At 59.6% G+C, this 15,913-nt stretch carries 12 protein-coding genes and 1 pseudogene; 4 read left to right on the top strand and 9 right to left on the bottom strand.

Features of this window, described 5'->3' with window-relative positions; all coding sequences use genetic code 11:
• Positions 1-11: 11 nt before the first annotated feature.
• Positions 12-1,010: a FecR family protein gene (locus tag CRP40_RS15315; protein WP_027914882.1), complete on the bottom strand. Its 999-nt coding sequence runs from the start codon at positions 1,008-1,010 to the stop codon at positions 12-14.
• 238 nt (positions 1,011-1,248) lie between these two features.
• Here CRP40_RS15315 and CRP40_RS15320 point away from each other — a divergent pair, with 238 nt between their 5' ends.
• Genes CRP40_RS15320 through CRP40_RS15330 form a run of 3 tightly spaced genes read left to right on the top strand, consistent with a single transcriptional unit; the run spans position 1,249 to position 4,475 of the window.
• The gene (locus CRP40_RS15320) at positions 1,249-1,722 is read left to right on the top strand and encodes a MarR family transcriptional regulator (RefSeq protein ID WP_027914883.1); all 474 of its coding nucleotides are present in this window, start codon (positions 1,249-1,251) and stop codon (positions 1,720-1,722) included.
• A 30-nt stretch (positions 1,723-1,752) separates the two neighbouring features.
• The gene (locus tag CRP40_RS15325) at positions 1,753-2,946 is read left to right on the top strand and encodes an HlyD family efflux transporter periplasmic adaptor subunit (RefSeq protein WP_027914884.1); all 1,194 of its coding nucleotides are present in this window, start codon (positions 1,753-1,755) and stop codon (positions 2,944-2,946) included.
• Entirely contained in the window at positions 2,943-4,475 is a 1,533-nt protein-coding gene (locus CRP40_RS15330; RefSeq protein WP_027914885.1) for a DHA2 family efflux MFS transporter permease subunit, read from the top strand. Before CRP40_RS15325 ends, CRP40_RS15330 begins: the two co-directional genes overlap by 4 nt.
• 115 nt (positions 4,476-4,590) lie before the next feature.
• Here CRP40_RS15330 and CRP40_RS22020 read toward each other — a convergent pair whose 3' ends face one another.
• The 6 genes and pseudogenes from CRP40_RS22020 to CRP40_RS15360 all read right to left on the bottom strand — a co-directional run bounded on the left by CRP40_RS22020 (position 4,591) and on the right by CRP40_RS15360 (position 13,260).
• Positions 4,591-5,838 (bottom strand): hypothetical protein, encoded by a 1,248-nt coding sequence (locus CRP40_RS22020; protein WP_050437963.1) that lies wholly within the window; start codon positions 5,836-5,838, stop codon positions 4,591-4,593.
• Positions 5,838-7,826 (bottom strand): annotated as a pseudogene (locus CRP40_RS15340) (T6SS effector BTH_I2691 family protein); the annotation flags it as partial. The pseudogene CRP40_RS15340 and the gene CRP40_RS22020, both read right to left, overlap by 1 nt.
• Before the next feature lie 83 nt (positions 7,827-7,909).
• Complete coding sequence (locus CRP40_RS15345; protein ID WP_081728202.1) at positions 7,910-9,970, bottom strand: PAS domain-containing sensor histidine kinase; 2,061 nt, start codon at positions 9,968-9,970, stop codon at positions 7,910-7,912.
• A 67-nt stretch (positions 9,971-10,037) separates the two neighbouring features.
• Entirely contained in the window at positions 10,038-11,447 is a 1,410-nt protein-coding gene (gene mapR, locus CRP40_RS15350; protein ID WP_027914888.1) for a GntR family transcriptional regulator MpaR, read from the bottom strand.
• A gap of 49 nt (positions 11,448-11,496) precedes the next feature.
• Positions 11,497-12,900 (bottom strand): cytochrome c oxidase accessory protein CcoG, encoded by a 1,404-nt coding sequence (gene ccoG / locus CRP40_RS15355; RefSeq protein WP_027914889.1) that lies wholly within the window; start codon positions 12,898-12,900, stop codon positions 11,497-11,499.
• Positions 12,901-13,020: 120 nt separating this feature from the next.
• Positions 13,021-13,260, bottom strand: a complete 240-nt coding sequence (locus CRP40_RS15360; RefSeq protein ID WP_027914890.1) for a DUF3203 family protein — start codon at positions 13,258-13,260, stop codon at positions 13,021-13,023.
• Positions 13,261-13,535: 275 nt separating this feature from the next.
• On the opposite strand from CRP40_RS15360, the gene CRP40_RS15365 reads away from it, so the two are divergent.
• A complete protein-coding gene (locus tag CRP40_RS15365; protein WP_027914891.1) occupies positions 13,536-14,042 on the top strand; it encodes an MgtC/SapB family protein in 507 nt (168 codons plus the stop codon).
• Between the two features lie 533 nt (positions 14,043-14,575).
• On the opposite strand, the gene CRP40_RS15370 is transcribed toward CRP40_RS15365, so the two are convergent.
• Together CRP40_RS15370 and CRP40_RS15375 are read right to left on the bottom strand one after the other, a co-directional pair.
• On the bottom strand, positions 14,576-15,475 hold the full coding sequence (locus CRP40_RS15370; protein WP_027914892.1) for a hydroxymethylglutaryl-CoA lyase: 900 nt from the start codon (positions 15,473-15,475) through the stop codon (positions 14,576-14,578).
• 19 nt (positions 15,476-15,494) lie between these two features.
• A complete protein-coding gene (locus CRP40_RS15375) occupies positions 15,495-15,893 on the bottom strand; it encodes a MerR family DNA-binding transcriptional regulator (protein WP_027914893.1) in 399 nt (132 codons plus the stop codon).
• Positions 15,894-15,913 lie beyond the last annotated feature (20 nt).

Consider the following 15,913-nt stretch of genomic DNA (forward strand, 5'->3'; position numbering starts at 1 on the left):
CAGCAGGGCACTCAGCGCTTGGCGGGCGGCGGCGAAATACGGTTGAGCACCGTGCTGCCGTCGTTGCTGCGGGTCAGGTAGACCGGCAGCACCTTGGGCAGGTTGTTCACCAACTGGCCTACTTCCCGGGTGTTGTAGATGCCGCTGATACGAATCTGACCGGTACCGACATCGGCAAGCCTCAGTGGCTTGTCGAGGTAGCGGTTTATGGCCGGCAGTGCCTGTTCGAGGGTCAAGTTGTCGAGCACCAGTTTGCCGCTGCGCCAGGCCAGGGCGTCGGCGAAGTTGCTGTTTTCCAGCAACTGGGGCTCATAGTCGCCCTTGCGGTAGGTGGCCTGCATACCGGGGCCAAGCCGATAGCCCGCATTGCCCTCGCTGGATACCAGCACCGATCCTTCGACCAGGGTCACTTTGACCCTGTCCTGGTATTTCCAGACATTGAAGCGGGTACCTGTCACGCGGGTCTGGCCATTGCCTGCGCGGACCACGAAGGGGTGCGAGCTGTCGTGGTGGACCGTGAAGAAGGCTTCGCCACGCTTGAGCGTGACACGGCGCTGGTGCTTGAAGTTGAGGTAGGTCAGGTCGGTGTTCAGGTTGAGCTGCACCGTACTGCCGTCACTCAACTGCACGGTCTGCATGTGGTCCGTCGTCTCGACGTGCTGGTAGCGGTTGGGAACCCAGCCTTGCTCCCAGCCGATCCACCCCACCAGCGGCAGAGCCGCCAACGCGATGACGGCAGCGTAAGCCTGAGCGCGCCACCTGCGACCGCTGCGCCGCACGGGGGCAGGGTGCCCATTCGCTTGAACGGGACGCGGCAGCAAGTCGGCCGTGTACCAGATATCCAGCATGGCCTGGTATTCCTCGGCATGACGCGGATCGGCTGCCAGCCACTGGGCAAAAGCCTCACGCTCGGCAGTGGTGCAATCGCCTTCATGCAGGCGCATGCACCAGTGCGCAGCGGCGTCGGCCATGCTGTCATCGGTGTGGATAGTCGGGCGGTCTTGGTTCATCGCGGCTCCAGGTTTTGCGCATTCTAACGTTCCACCACCGCGTCGAGAAACACGGAAAGCCGCCAAACCCTTTCATTTCCCGGCCTTTTCCGGCAAAAGCCTTCAGATTTTTCGCTTTTGAGAACGCTTCGCGCCATGAATAAAGGCGCTCGTGTCACGTACATAGCAAGCTAATTAAGTCTTTGACATTCACTGCCTAGGCAGTAATATTTACACACACTTGTTCGAGCAATCATTCATGCCCCATTTCTCGCCAGACAATTTCGAGACGTGCGCCATCGGCATGCTGTTGGGCCGCGCGGCGCTTCTGAAGGATCGGATCCTCGACTGGCACCTGGAGTCCGAGGGCGTTACTGCCGCGCAGTTCAAGGTGTTGATCATCGTGACGCAGTACCAGGTCGATACCCCGGCGGAGGTCTGCCGCTACCTGGGCCTGGACAGCGGATCGATGACGCGCATGCTCGATCGCCTTGAGCAAAAGGACCTGCTGGTGCGTACCCGTTGCCCGACGGACCGCCGCGTGGTGCGCCTGGCGTTGACGGCCGATGGCCAGCGGCTGGCCGACCGTTTGCCCGAGATCGGAGCTGCCGCCATGAACGAGCTGTGTGGCGCCCTGGCGGCCGATGAGCTCAAAGACTTGGAGCGTCTGTTGGCCAAGGTACTGCTTGGCGCTGGCGATCCGCTGACGATCCGTCGCTTCGGTGATCGTTGAACCCCGTTTCCTTTATTCCAAGGTATTGTCATGGCTACTTCCTCAGACACCCCTGCACCTACCGAGGCACCCACCTCCTCGCGCAAGCGCAAGCTCTGGCTGATTGGCCTGTTGGTGCTGCTGATCCTCGGTGGGCTAGGCACTTGGGCCTGGTACAGCCTGGTTGGGCGTTGGTACGAGAGCACTGATGACGCCTACGTCAACGGCAACGTGGTCGAAATCACGCCGTTGGTGACCGGGACGGTGACCAGCATTGGCGCCGACGATGGCGACCTGGTGCATGCCGGCCAGGTCTTGCTGCAGTTCGACCCGGCCGACAGCCAAGTGGCCCTGCAATCGGCTCAGGCCAACCTTGCGCGTACGGTAAGGCAGGTGCGCGGTCTGTACAGCAACGTCGATTCGCTCAAGGCTCAGTTGCAGACGCGTCAGGCTGAATTGCGCAAGGCCCAGCAGGACTTCAACCGGCGCAAGGTGCTGGCCGAAAGCGGCGCTATCGCCGGCGAAGAGCTTTCCCATGCGCGCGATGACCTGAGTGTTGCCCAGGCGGCGGTTAACAGTGCCCGCCAGCAACTGAGTACCAGTGCTGCTTTGGTCGATGACACCGTGGTGGCTTCGCACCCAGAGGTCATGGCCGCGGCGGCCGATCTGCGTCAGGCCTACCTGGCTCATGCGCGCACCACGCTGGTAGCGCCAGTGACCGGCTACGTTGCCAAGCGCAGCGTGCAGCTCGGGCAGCGCCTGCAACCCGGTACTGCCACCATGGCAGTGATTCCGCTTGACCAGGTGTGGATCGACGCCAACTTCAAGGAAACCCAGCTGCGCCAGATGCGCATCGGCCAACCGGTTGAGATCACTGCCGACCTGTATGGCAGCGATGTCTCCTACAGTGGCACGGTGGACAGCCTGGGTGCCGGCACCGGCAGCGCGTTCGCCTTGCTGCCTGCGCAGAACGCGACCGGCAACTGGATCAAGATCGTGCAGCGGGTGCCTGTGCGCATTCACTTGAACCCCGACCAGTTGAAGGACCATCCCTTGCGTATCGGCCTGTCCACGGTTGTGGATGTGGACTTGCACGACCAGAGTGGCCCGGCCCTGGCTCAGCAACCTGCGCAACAGGCGAGCTACACCACCGACGTCTACGATCGCCAGTTGGTCGAGGCGGACAAGCTGATCGAGCAACTGATCCGTGACAACAGCGCGCCTGGCAAGACGGCACAGCGATGAGCAATAACGCCGCCGCCCAGTTCACGCCGCCTAGCCTGCTGCTGACCACCATCGGCCTGTCGCTTGCCACGTTCATGCAGGTGCTGGACACCACCATTGCCAACGTGGCCTTGCCGACCATCTCGGGCAACCTGGGGGTCAGTTACGAGCAAGGGACTTGGGTGATCACCTCGTTCGCCGTGAGCAATGCCATCGCCTTGCCGCTAACAGGCTGGTTGAGCCGACGCTTTGGCGAGGTGAAGTTGTTCCTGTGGGCGACCTTGTTGTTCGTGCTGGCATCGTTCTTGTGCGGCATCGCCCAGTCGATGCCGGAGCTTGTGGGCTTTCGGGTATTGCAGGGGGTGGTAGCCGGTCCGTTGTATCCCATGACCCAGACCTTGCTGATTGCGGTCTATCCCCCTGCCAAGCGGGGGATGGCGCTCGCACTCCTGGCCATGGTGACGGTCGTGGCCCCTATCGCCGGGCCCATCCTGGGTGGGTGGATCACGGACAGTTACAGCTGGCCGTGGATTTTCTTCATCAACGTGCCCATCGGCCTGTTCGCCGCTGCGGTGGTGCGCCAGCAAATGCGCGATCGTCCGGTGGTCACCAGCCGACAGCCGATGGACTACATAGGGCTGCTGACGTTGATCGTTGGGGTAGGGGCCTTGCAGGTCGTGCTGGACAAAGGCAACGACCTTGATTGGTTCGAGTCCTCGTTCATCATCACCGGTACGCTGATATCCGTCGTGTTCCTGGCTGTATTCGTCATCTGGGAGCTGACCGACCGGCACCCGGTGGTGAACCTGCGGTTGTTCGCCCACCGCAATTTCCGCGTGGGAACCATCGTCCTGGTGGGTGGCTACGCAGGCTTCTTCGGCATCAACCTGATCCTGCCCCAGTGGCTGCAGACGCAGATGGGCTATACCGCCACCTGGGCAGGCTTGGCCGTGGCGCCTATCGGGATATTGCCGGTAATCATGTCGCCATTCGTGGGCAAGTACGCGCATCGCTTTGACTTGCGGATTCTGGCGGGGCTGGCGTTTCTGGCGATCGGTAGCAGTTGCTACATGCGTGCAGGGTTCACCAGCCAGGTGGATTTCCAGCATGTGGCATTGGTGCAGTTGTTCATGGGCATCGGGGTTGCGCTGTTCTTCATGCCCACATTGAGCATCTTGTTGTCCGACCTGCCGCCCCAGCAAATCGCCGATGGATCAGGCTTGGCGACGTTCCTGCGCACATTGGGGGGTAGCTTTGCGGCTTCGCTGACGACGTGGATCTGGATCCGCCGGGCTGACCAGCACCATGCTTACTTGAGTGAGCACATCAGCCAGTACGAGCCGGCGACACGGCATACGCTTGAGCAGATGGGCGGGGCGAACCTGCACAACTACGCGCAGTTGGAGCAGGTGCTCAACGGGCAGGCTTACATGATGTCGACGGTGGACTACTTCATGATGATGACGTGGGTGTTCGCAGGGCTGATTTTGTTGGTCTGGTTCGCGAAGCCGCCGTTTACGGCCAAGGCGGGGCCGGGGGGCGGGCATTGAGTTTGATTTGGGTTGCGTGACCGGTGTTTTGCTAAATACCGGAGCCCAGTAGGAGCGGTCTTGCCGGAGCGCCGGACCGACCTCGATGGGCTGCACAGCAGCCCTAAAGAGAATTTCATGGGGAGCCGATGTTTTTTGAGTCCGCGCTTCTGCTCTTCACTGCATCGTCATGGCTGATCATCACGGGGGCTTCACGGGGCCTACTCATTTGGGCAGTCGAAGTTTCTACTTCGGTCTTTAGCCGCCGAGTCGAGGTGCGTTTCTTCCTCTCCGGGCGTTTACCTGGGCGAACGGCCCAGAGGTAAGCGTTTTCGCGTAACCGCTCTTGAATGGCCGGTGGATAGTCATTGACGGTGGTCAATGGCGGAACGGGTTTCCCGGGCAAACCGGCTTCACGAATGATCTTGGGCCAGCGCGGTTTCCAGCACAGCATCAGGCTTAGCCAATGGCCGGTGCCGATGATCAGGAAGGCGGGCGAGATCAAGACCAGGCCGAGTTTGATGATTCGAGAGGATTTTCGAAAGTAGTGGGTCAGGCCTTCGAATTGAGGGGTAAAGGCTTGCCAGGGCCAGGGGAAGTGCGAGGTCATAGGTGGGCGGGGCAGGTCCTCCGGGCCCTCGTCCATGAAGCGGCGGATGAACTCCCACTCGGATTGCAGCTCCGTGAAGTTGTTGGCGGCTTTGCCTACGTGGGCGAGTTCTGGATGGAGGGCGCCGGCGAACGACGGTGGCCACATAAGCACCAAAGGTAGGCCTACACCACCGGCAGCAGCGTAATTTATATTCGAGCCGTTGGACGTGACTCCGTGCCAAGGAAGTGTGACGATGCCACCACAGTAAGTAGGACGGTGCAGGTGAACCTGTTGGGTACTACGATTGAATCGAATCAGCAAGTGGCGCGACGTAAACATTTCCAAGCGCGTGATACATAACCCATACTTTATATAAATTATGGAGATCAATATCATTAAGCTGCTGGTAAGAGTTGCTATGAAGATATGGGCTCCATACGGCTCCCCTTGATCGTTTCTAACTATGTCTACTAGTCGAATTAGAGACGTTGCTGACATGTATGCGAATGATGTAATCGTAGCTACTATGGTGGCCGAGATGATGCTGATGAGTCCGCGCTTGTTTTCCCACATGCCGTAGCGCATTTCCAGTATATGCTCGTTGCAAGCATAAACTGGTCCTCGGCTCTTGGGTGAGCTGCTGGCTGGATTTTTAGCGGCTGTGATCATCTCCTGATCGTCGTTTTCATAGACTGTCTTGAGTTTTATCTTTTTATGCTTTTTCTCAAAAGCATCGCGTTCTTCCTTGGGGTCAATATAGGAGAGCCATGTGAGCCATTCAAAAAAATACATTACGCTATCTCTCTGATTGCGCTAAATAAAGCTTCAAGTTCTTCCGTGTCTTTTTCGTAACCTTCGGTGGTTTTTTTAATGCGGAAGCAGCATTTACTGCACCACTTCTCTAACGCGCTTTCATCGAGTATCAGTAAGGCAACAGTACTGACTACCACGACGGTGCCGCCGATCAAGCCCAAACGGCTGAGCCAGAGCATAGCAGGCCTGTTCGCCGCAAGTCTTGCAGATAATCTTGATAACATTGCGTATGAGTTGCTTATGCGTGCAGTAGGATCAAGAATTGCTAGCCAATGGAAGAACGCACTCGCCTGTGAAAATGCTATACCCCCTTGCCCCACAAGTAAGGTGATGATGGCGCTTGCTCTAACGCTGTGAGCCGCTACTAACATATGTTTAGATCTTGCTTGTGCATCAATGGCATCGGAAAAGTTCCACTTAATACTTATAACCGCGCCCGCCGCCGCCAACCCCGCTCCCCACAATCGATACCGACCCAGGCTAACGTGCGCGCCTCGCGCAGTGGCGCTGTTCCCACCAACGCCTCTAATCGTCAGTTCAGTCCCCACCGCAAGCAGCTCCATCCCCGCAGCCGCACTTGTAAATGCAGCTGCAGTCACTTCGCTCCAGAAGCGTCGGTCCTTGTCATCCCGCCTGCCTTGTAACAACAGCAGCCCGGCCTCCAACAGCAGTAATCCGCTGGCGACCCGCAAACGATAGAACTGATTCCCGTGCACCCCGTGCAATGTCTCGGCATAAGCTTGATCAAGCCGGCGTACGATGGGCGCCGCGACGCGGCCGGGCGACGGCGTTTTACCGTTCAGCGCCTGCTCACTCAAGCGCAGTTCCACCGCTTGCTGACCCAGTGAGGCAATGAGGTAGGTGCTCAGGCGTCGGTACAGCAACCGATCAGCGCTGCCGGGCGCACCCGCTGACAGGCTCTGGTGCCCCAGCTGCCCAAGCCAGGCCAACGCGCCAGCAGTATTGATGGGGCTATGTTGCGCGAGCTGGTCCAGATGGCTGTCCAGCCGGCTGAAGTGTGCGGCGAGCTCCTTGGCTTGTTTAAGGGCCGTCTCCAGCTGAAGAAAAGGGTCGTTACCTGGCGCCAGTGCGTCCAGCGCTGTACGTGTTCGCGCAAGCGCCTCTGCAATCTCACGTTGGTTGAGGACAAACGAGCGCAGCGCAAGGTTGTCAGGGGTTATATCGTCGGCGCGCCACCATTGGGCGAGCAATGCTGCGCCTGCTGGCACGCCTTCGAGGCCTATCACGCATAGGCCCGTTTGATGTGCAAAGCACAAGCCATTGGTGAGGTCGCTCTCATCATAGTGGACAAGTGCGTCTACCAGTGCGGACGACTTCAACCACGTGAGGTGATCTGCCGCTCTGGACTCGGCGAGACGTTCTGCTTCGGCGCTCTGCGCCTCGAACGTCTCCAGGTGTCGATGCATACCTTGCAGGTTGACGAGTGGCAGGTAGCGGTCTTCGAAATGTTTGGCAAACTCGCCGTTCTCGGCAAGGATTTCGAGCTTCTGCCTCTCTTTTTCTACGTGTATTTCGAAGATGGCCTCTTTTTTCTGTTCCCAAAGTTCGGCCAGCCGCGACTGCGAACCCTGCATGACGTAGGCGAGACTGGCGCGTAGCGCCTTGTCATAATGACCGACCAACGCGGCAACCTTTCGCTCCGTGAATTGCTCATGCAGCTCGCTAAAGGCTTGAGCAACCAACACCTTCCGCTCGTTACTGGGGCCACCGTTCTCGGTGCTGGCTTCCAGCCAATTCCTGAGGTATTCCATGCCAGCGTTGCGCCAGGCATTGAGTTCCTGGGTAATGCCGATGGCGTCCTCCACCACCACGGCAACGCCCCGTGCTTCAGGTTTACTGCCCAAGGGACCCAGGGCTTGCCGTGCCGCCGCCAGCGAGCTGATGCTTGGTGTACTGAAGACCTGAGCGTCCAACAGCGTGCGCAATCTGTCGTTGGACTCTGCGGCAAAGTCGGCGACAAGGTTCGCTTCCTATTCGACAGGTACATTCATCGACCTAAGTGGCGGAAGATAACCGGCCGCCCGCATCATCAAACGCGCCTGTTCGAGCCAGCGTCATGGCCGGCCAGCAGCAGGGCCACCTGTTCGACCAGCGCGGTCAGTGCAAAGGGCTTGCACATCACTGCACCCCTACGCGACATGGCAACGCCCTGTTCATCGGCATAGCCAGTGATGTAGAGCAGGGCTGCCGAGTCGGGCAGGGCGGTTTCCAGCTGCTTGCCACTGACTCTGCCTGGCAAGCCGATGTCGGTGATCAACAGCGACGGCTGCAGGCCGGCCCTCAAAGCTTCCAAGGCCTGCGAGCCTTCTGCAAAGGCGCGCACCTCCATCCCTTGATCAATCAGCAGCTCCTCTATCACCAGACGCAACGTGTCTTCGTCCTCCACCAGCATGACCAGATGTTTGTCCTGCCGGGAGGGCCAGGATGGCGTTGGTACGTTGGCAATGCTCAGCGCGATCTGGCCTGTGTCCTTGGGTAGATAAAGGTCCACACACGTGCCTTGCCCCGGCGTGCTGGTGATCTTCACCTGACCGCCGGATTGACGAATGAAGCCATAGACCATGGGTAGCCCCAGTCCCGATCCCTGGCCAAGTGGCTTGGTGGTGAAAAACGGCTCCATGGCACGTTCTGCCACATCGCTGCTCATTCCCACGCCGGTGTCACTGATAGAAATCCTGACGTACTCGCCTACAGGCAAGTGAAGACGGTCGGCCAGCGAAGGCTGCACCCGCACGTCATTGTTGCGAATGTCCAGCATCCCGCCTAACGGCATGGCGTCGCGTGCATTGATGCACAGGTTGAGCAACGCGTTTTCCAGCTGGGAAGGGTCGACCTGGATAAGCCAGTGTCCAGGCGTGGTGTGGTCCTGGAACTCGATGCTGGCGTGCAACGAGCTCTTGATGAGATCGTGCATGCTGGTCACCAACGCATGGACGTCGACCGTCTGTGGGGTCAGTTTTTGTTGCCGGGCGAAGGTCAGCAGGCGTTGCACCAGGGTAGCCGCCCGCTTCGTATCCTGCCTGGCCAACCCGATGAGCCTGGCAACATCCGGATAGCGACCTTCGGTCTGCCGCTGAGCGGCAACCTCCAGCGCACCCATTATGCTGCCGAGCAAGTTGTTGAAGTCATGGGAAATCCCGCCAGTCAGCTGGCCGATGGCCTCCATTTTCTGGGACTGGCGCAGGGTTTCTTCCACTTGCTCAAGGCGCTGCTGCTCAGCGACGCGCTCGGTGATGTCATAGGCGAACATGAAACCACCCTGCACGACCTGGTCGGCATCGAGCAGCGGGTTGTAGCGCACCTCGTAGTGACGGACATCCGATTGCAGGCCAATGGCAACGGTGTCCACGAAAGACTTACCCGCCATGATCCTTGGCCACAGCCCGCTCAATTGTTTGACGATATCCGGCTGGTCGGCGATGAAGTCGGGGATGTACTCACCAACCCTGGGCACCAGGCCGCGCCACCGCTTGAAGGTTTCCTGCGCGGTACGGTTGATCGCCAGCAGCCTGAAGCTGCAATCGGCCGCGAATACGTTGGCAACGCTGTGATCGACCAAGTTGCCCAGCAGCTTGCGACTGGCAAGCTCTCTGTCTACTTGCTGTGCCAGTTCCTGGTTGAGCGCCTGCAACTGATTGACGTCAGCGTTTTCGTCGGGCCTGCCGGTGAACAGAACCAGCAATGTTCGCTCGCAGGCGGGCTCGAGGCGGCTGACTTTCAAGGTCAGCCAGCGATTCGAGACCGCCAGCCGCTGTTCGAAGTGCAGGGGCACACCCGTGCGAGCCACCTCGGCGAAATGTGGGAGCCATTGGTCCACTTCGTCAGGAATGGTTTGCCTTGCGGTCAAACCCACCTCTTTGACATGAAGAGTGTGGCGGGCGCAGGCCTCGTTGTACATCAGGTAGCGATAGTCATTGAGTTGGCCGTGCTCATCCTCAAGCACTTGCAAGATGCACAGGCCTTCATCGATTTGCTCGACGACGGCGTCATACGCAGCAGCCTTCAGGCGCAGCTGCTCGTGCTCGGCCTCGAGCTCAAGCAGCCTGGCCTGTAAGGCTGCGCGGTCGTCCAACGTCGTTTGTGATGTCATGCGGGCAATTGGGCTTGGAAATTTCGACAACTATAGCCGTGTGTGCATGAGAGGTTAAAGGCACAACTCAGAAAGAACGAATGATCCGCCCCAGGGTGGCCATTGCCTGTTCGGCACCTTCGTTCCAGGGACTGCCATAGTTGAGCCGGATGCAGTTGCCGAAGCGCCGGGTGGGCGAGAAGATCGGCCCCGGGGCAATGCTGATGCCTTGCGCCAGCGCCATGTGGAACAGCTTGAGCGCGTCCATCTGTTGCGGTAACTCCAGCCAGAGGAAATACCCCCCTGACGGTTGACTGACACGTGTCTGTGCCGGAAAGTGACGCCCGATCGCTGCCAGCATATTGGCTTGCTGGCCTTCGAGGGCATAACGCAACTTGCGCAGGTGCCGATCGTAGCCACCGTGCTGCAGGTAGTCGGCGATGGCAGCCTGGGCCGGCATCGAGGCGCAGAGCGAGGTCATGAGCTTCAACCGCTCGACCTTCTGTGCGAACCGCCCAGCGGCGACCCAGCCGATGCGATAGCCCGGGGCGAGGCTCTTTGCGAAGGAGCCGCAATGCATGACCAGGCCCTGGGTATCGAATGCTTTCGCAGGCTTGGGGGCCTGCTGGGCATAATAGAGCTCGGCGTAGACATCGTCTTCGATCAGGGGCACTTGATGGCGAGTCACCAGCTCGACCAACGCCTGCTTCTTGGCCTCCGGCATGCTCGCGCCGACCGGGTTCTGGAACGTGGTCATGCACCACACCGCCTTGACCGGGTGTTTTTGCAGCGTTTGGGCGAGCACCTCCAGGTCCATGCCATCGCGGGGATGTACGGGGATTTCGACGGCTTTGAGTTTGAGCCGTTCCAATACCTGCAGGCAGGCATAAAATGCGGGCGCTTCGATTGCAACCAGGTCACCTGGCTGGGTGACAGCTTGAAGACAGAGGTTCAAGGCCTCCAGTGCCCCGTTGGTGATCAGCAGTTCTTCCATCGGCAGCATCAGTCCGCCGACCATGTAGCGCAGGGCAATCTGCCGTCGCAGTTGCGGGTTGCCGGGCGACAGATCCGTGACCGCCACCCGAGGGTCCATGGCACGGCTGGCGCTGGCCAGTGACCGGGACAGGCGCTGGAGAGGGAATAGCGATGGGCTCGGGAAGGCTGAGCCAAAGGGTACCGTGTTGGGGTCTTTGATCGAGTCGAGGATGGAAAAGACCAGGGCACTTACGTCCACATCGGTGGACTCGCTGATCGGGTGCAGCGCTTGAGGCTCGCTGAATTGGCGAGTCGCATGGGCATTGACGAAGTAGCCCGAGCGCGGCCTGGCGCGGATCAGCCCACGCCGCTCCAGCAGGTAATACGCCTGGAATACCGTGGAGGGGCTGACCCCGTGCGTCTGGCTAGCGTACCGCACGGAGGGCACGCGCTCACCAGGGCCCAGTACGCCGGAGCGAATGAGTTCGGCGATGTCGTCGGCGAAGCGTTCGTAACGTTTCATTGTGGCCTTCTGTCGAAGCCTGGCAGGCAAGAAAAGTGGAGTGTAGGCGTCATCGGTTCATGGGCGCCACGAAGCGGCTGTGCGCAACGCTGCGCACCGAATCGTCGTCGCGTTCGCTGATTTCGAATGTAAGCGGCACCGCACTGCTTTCGGGTCGGTCGGCCAGCATCGCCACGGACACCGGCATTTCGCTCATGTCGCCGGCGGGTACAGTAAGCGCTGTCTGCCCCTGCAGGGTAAAGCCCTCGGCATCGAGCAACCGAAGCGCGTAGTGTTGAGTGTGCTCGGTCTTGTTGATCACCTTGAGCAGGTAGATGTTCTCGATCTGACCCATCGCATTTTCGCGGAACAGACCGCGGTCTTTGATCACATCCAGCGATACCATCGGCCGCAGGTACAATGCCATGCACAAGGCACCGATCATCACCAGCAGTGCTGCGGCGTAACCGAGCAGGCGTGGCCGTAGCCAGTGCGTAGTACCCCCTTGCAGGCTGTGCTCGGACTTGTACCCGATCAGCCCGCGTCGGTAGCCCATCTTGTCCATCACGCCGTCGCAGGCATCGATACAGGCCGCGCAGCCGATGCAGGCCATTTGCAAACCGTCGCGAATGTCGATGCCAGTAGGGCACACCTGCACGCACAAGGTGCAGTCGATACAGTCACCCAGGCCCTGGGCGCGGGGGTCGCTGCCTTTCTTGCGCGCGCCACGTGCTTCGCCACGGCGCGGATCGTAAGCGACGGCCAGGGTATCCTTATCGAACATCACGCTCTGGAAACGGGCGTAGGGGCACATGTGCAGGCAGACCGCTTCGCGCAGCAAGCCGGCATTGAAGTACGTGGCCGTTGTGAAGAACAACACCCAGAACAGCGCTACGCCGCCCAGTTGGAGTGTCAACAATTCGGCCGCCAGCGGACGAATTGGTGTGAAGTAGCCCACGAAGGTCATGCCGGTGACCAGCCCTATGGCCAGCCAGAGCGAGTGCTTGGCGATGCGCCGGGCGGCTTTGTCCACGCTCCAGGGGGCTGCGGCCAGCTTGATGCGTTGGTTGCGGTCGCCTTCAGTGATTTTTTCGCACCACATGAACAACCAGGTCCAAGTACTTTGCGGGCAGCTGTAACCGCACCAGACGCGCCCGGCGTAGACGGTGATGGCGAACAGGCCGAACGCACAAATGATCAGCAGCGCCGAGAGCAGGATGAAGTCCTGCGGCCAGAAGGTAGCGCCAAAGATGTGGAATTTGCTGTTCTCCAGGTCCCACAGCACGGCCTGGCGGCCGTTCCAGTTCAGCCAGGCAGTGCCGAAGAACAGGACGAACAGCGCGCCGGCGAAACCAATGCGCAGGGTGCGAAACAGTCCGTTGAAACTGCGCGTGTGGATGGCGGCTTCGCGAGTGCGCCGGGAAGGATTGGCAGGAACAGCGGCGATCACTGAGTAAGGCGTTCTATCGGTCATGGCTCCGTGCTCTTCTAGCCTGGATCAGGCCTGTGCACTATGGCCTTCACTCTGCTATCAGCACAGGCTCAGCCTTGGCGATAAAAACCATATCAGTTGCGCCGCATGCCGTGCATCCCCTTATATGATCGAGCCTGGCGCGGTGCTCTTCAGATGCCTGCGGCTATCGACCGCACCGGCCACCGTCAGGGCATCGGCCTCGAATTCGGTGATAGGCGTGCGCATCTCGGCCAGTACCGCCACTGACATGCGCATTTGCTCGTCAGTCAAGATCTCGACGTCGCAAGCGGCGCCTTCAAGACGTTGCTGATCATTGATGAGCGTGCAGCGTTGGGTTTGGGCATCGATTTCCACTGGCATGACAAGTCTCCTGATGTGATTCGAACGGTTGACCGCAGGGTATTGGACATCGTTGCACCCTTTGGCTCAACGGCACTTTGCAGAGGCACTCAGGGTCCATGAATGTGAAGAGGGGATGCTGGGCCCGGTGTTGGGTGCAGCTGTGCAGCCCATTGCCGGCAAGCACGATCGTATGGGGGCCGTGGTTGGTGTATTAGCATTTGGGGCAAGCATGGCCCTGCCACCTAGGCACCTGACGTTCGCCAAGCAGCCAGCCTTAGAAGAGAACGTACAGGATGGAAACTATCTGGCACGCGATCCAGATCGAATTTGCAGACGTGACCGATGCGCACGAGGTGACACGCATTCTCGTGCGCTTGTTGATGGCAGCGTTGCTCGGCGCGGTATTGGGGTTCGAGCGGGAACATCGGGGCAAGTCTGCCGGGGTGCGCACGCACATGCTGGTGTCGCTCGGTGCTGCGCTGTTCGTGCTGGCGCCCAGCATGGCAGGCGCCGACGAACAGGCCCTCAGCCGCGTGATCCAGGGCATCGTCGCCGGCATCGGTTTTCTCGGGGCGGGCACCATCCTGAAAGGCAACGGACGGGACACCAGCCACGTGAAAGGGTTGACGACCGCCGCTGGCCTCTGGATGACCGCCGCCATAGGCACTGCCGCTGGGATGGGCCGGGAGGCCACCGCATTGATAAGCACGGTGCTCGCGTTGTTGGTGTTGGGCACGATGCCAATGCTGGTCGAGAAGGCCGAGGGCAAGCACGAAGAGAAGCAGAAGGAGGAGGGATAAGCACTAAGGGGAGCCGAAGCTCCCCCCAAAGCGTTGCTGCTTGCTCTTTTTATTATTAGGGCTGGCCTGTTGTTGTTTTTGTCAGCCTGCCCGGGTGGTGCAAGGCCCCCATTCGGGGCCAAGAGCAAACGTATTTTTTTGAGCGCTGACCGACCTTCATCACGTACGATCCGAGTTGGCTGCTGCTACCTGGAGGTAGTTTTGTTGTTCTGTGCCAATTCGCGGGGCTTGCCCCAGGAACGCGGGTCGACTCCAAAAAAATCTGCTTGCTACGCCTCTGCCGTGTTGTTCTTGTTCTGTCAGAGCCGTTCTCTATTATTTTTATTGAGTGATGCTTTGTTGTTCTTGTTATGCAAGAGATATAGCAGTTCGCGTGCCAGGTTTTAAAAATCCTTTTTAATCAATGGGATGAAGAAATTCGCAAAAGCGCGACGTCGGTAAAACCACACCAGATGTTTCCGTGATACCCGTATCTGGCCTCGTCTTCGCTAAGCGGTAACACTTCACCCACACGGACGTGACACCTTGATGACCTAGCGCGTCTGCCACGCACGTGCAACGCGCGATCCGTTGGCCCTTCCCAACACCGTGCTGATGCGCTGCCCGGCCTCGATCAGGCGTTGCAGGTCGATACCGGTCTCGATGCCCAACCCATCAAGCAGGTAAACGACATCTTCGGTTGCGACGTTACCCGTCGCGCCCTTGGCATAGGGGCAGCCACCCAAACCCGCCACTGAGCTGTCGAATATGCTGATGCCTTCAAGGAGGCTCGCATACACGTTGGCCAGGGCTTGGCCGTAAGTGTCGTGGAAGTGCCCCGCCAATTGCGCGCGGGGTATATGGCCCGCCACCACCTCGAACAAGCGTCGGACGTCACCAGCAGTACCGGTGCCGATGGTATCGCCCAGCGACACCTCGTAGCAGCCCATCTGGTGCAGGGCGCGCGCCACCGGCAGCACCTGCTCCGCACGGACCGAGCCTTCGTATGGGCAGCCGAGTACGCAAGATACATACCCACGCACCCGCACACCCTGGGCTCGCGCGGCCTCGATGATGGGTTCGAAACGTTCCAGGCTCTGCGAGATGGAACAGTTGATATTGCGCTGCGAGAACGCTTCTGACGCGGCGGCGAATACCGCCACCTCCTTGACGCCCGCCGCCACGGCATCTTCGAAGCCTCGCAGGTTGGGCGCCAGGGCTGCGTAGGTGACGCCCGCACGCTGCTCGATACTCGCGAACACCTCGGCCGAACCGGCCATTTGCGGCACCCACTTGGGTGAAACGAAACTGCCCACTTCGATGTAGGCGACGCCAGACGCTGTCAGGTCGTCCACCAGCCGTACTTTGTCGGCAACAGGGATGGGCTGGGCTTCGTTCTGTAGCCCATCGCGAGGGCCAACTTCTACCAGACGAACTTTTTCAGGCAAGGACATGATGAGGTTCCTGTAACGGTCAACCGTGGTCTTTATTGGCAAGCGTGCAAGCCAGCGCCTGTTCACAGCGCTCCTGGGCAGTGTCCAGTTCGAGTTGCATCTGGTGGATGTCGAGCATTTGCTGTTCCAGTTGGGCGCGCCGCTCGGCGATCTTGGCGAGCATGCTGTTGAGTTGCTTGAGGTTGCCGCCCGATGGGTCGTACAGCTCGATCAACTCACGGCATTCTGCCAGCGAAAAGCCGATACGCTTGCCCCGCAAGATAAGTTTGAGGCTGACCTTGTCCCGCGCCGAATAGATGCGTTCAAGGCCGCGTCGCTCGGGACGAAGCAGCCCTTGCTCTTCATAGAAACGAATGGCACGCGTGGTGATGTCCAGCTCGCGGGACAGGTCGGAAATGCTGTAGGTCTGGATACTCATACCAGGGCTCTGGACAGGAT

It is taken from the genome of Pseudomonas sp. URMO17WK12:I9, assembly GCF_900230165.1.
In the GTDB taxonomy this organism is placed as follows: Bacteria; Pseudomonadota; Gammaproteobacteria; order Pseudomonadales; family Pseudomonadaceae; genus Aquipseudomonas; species Aquipseudomonas fulva.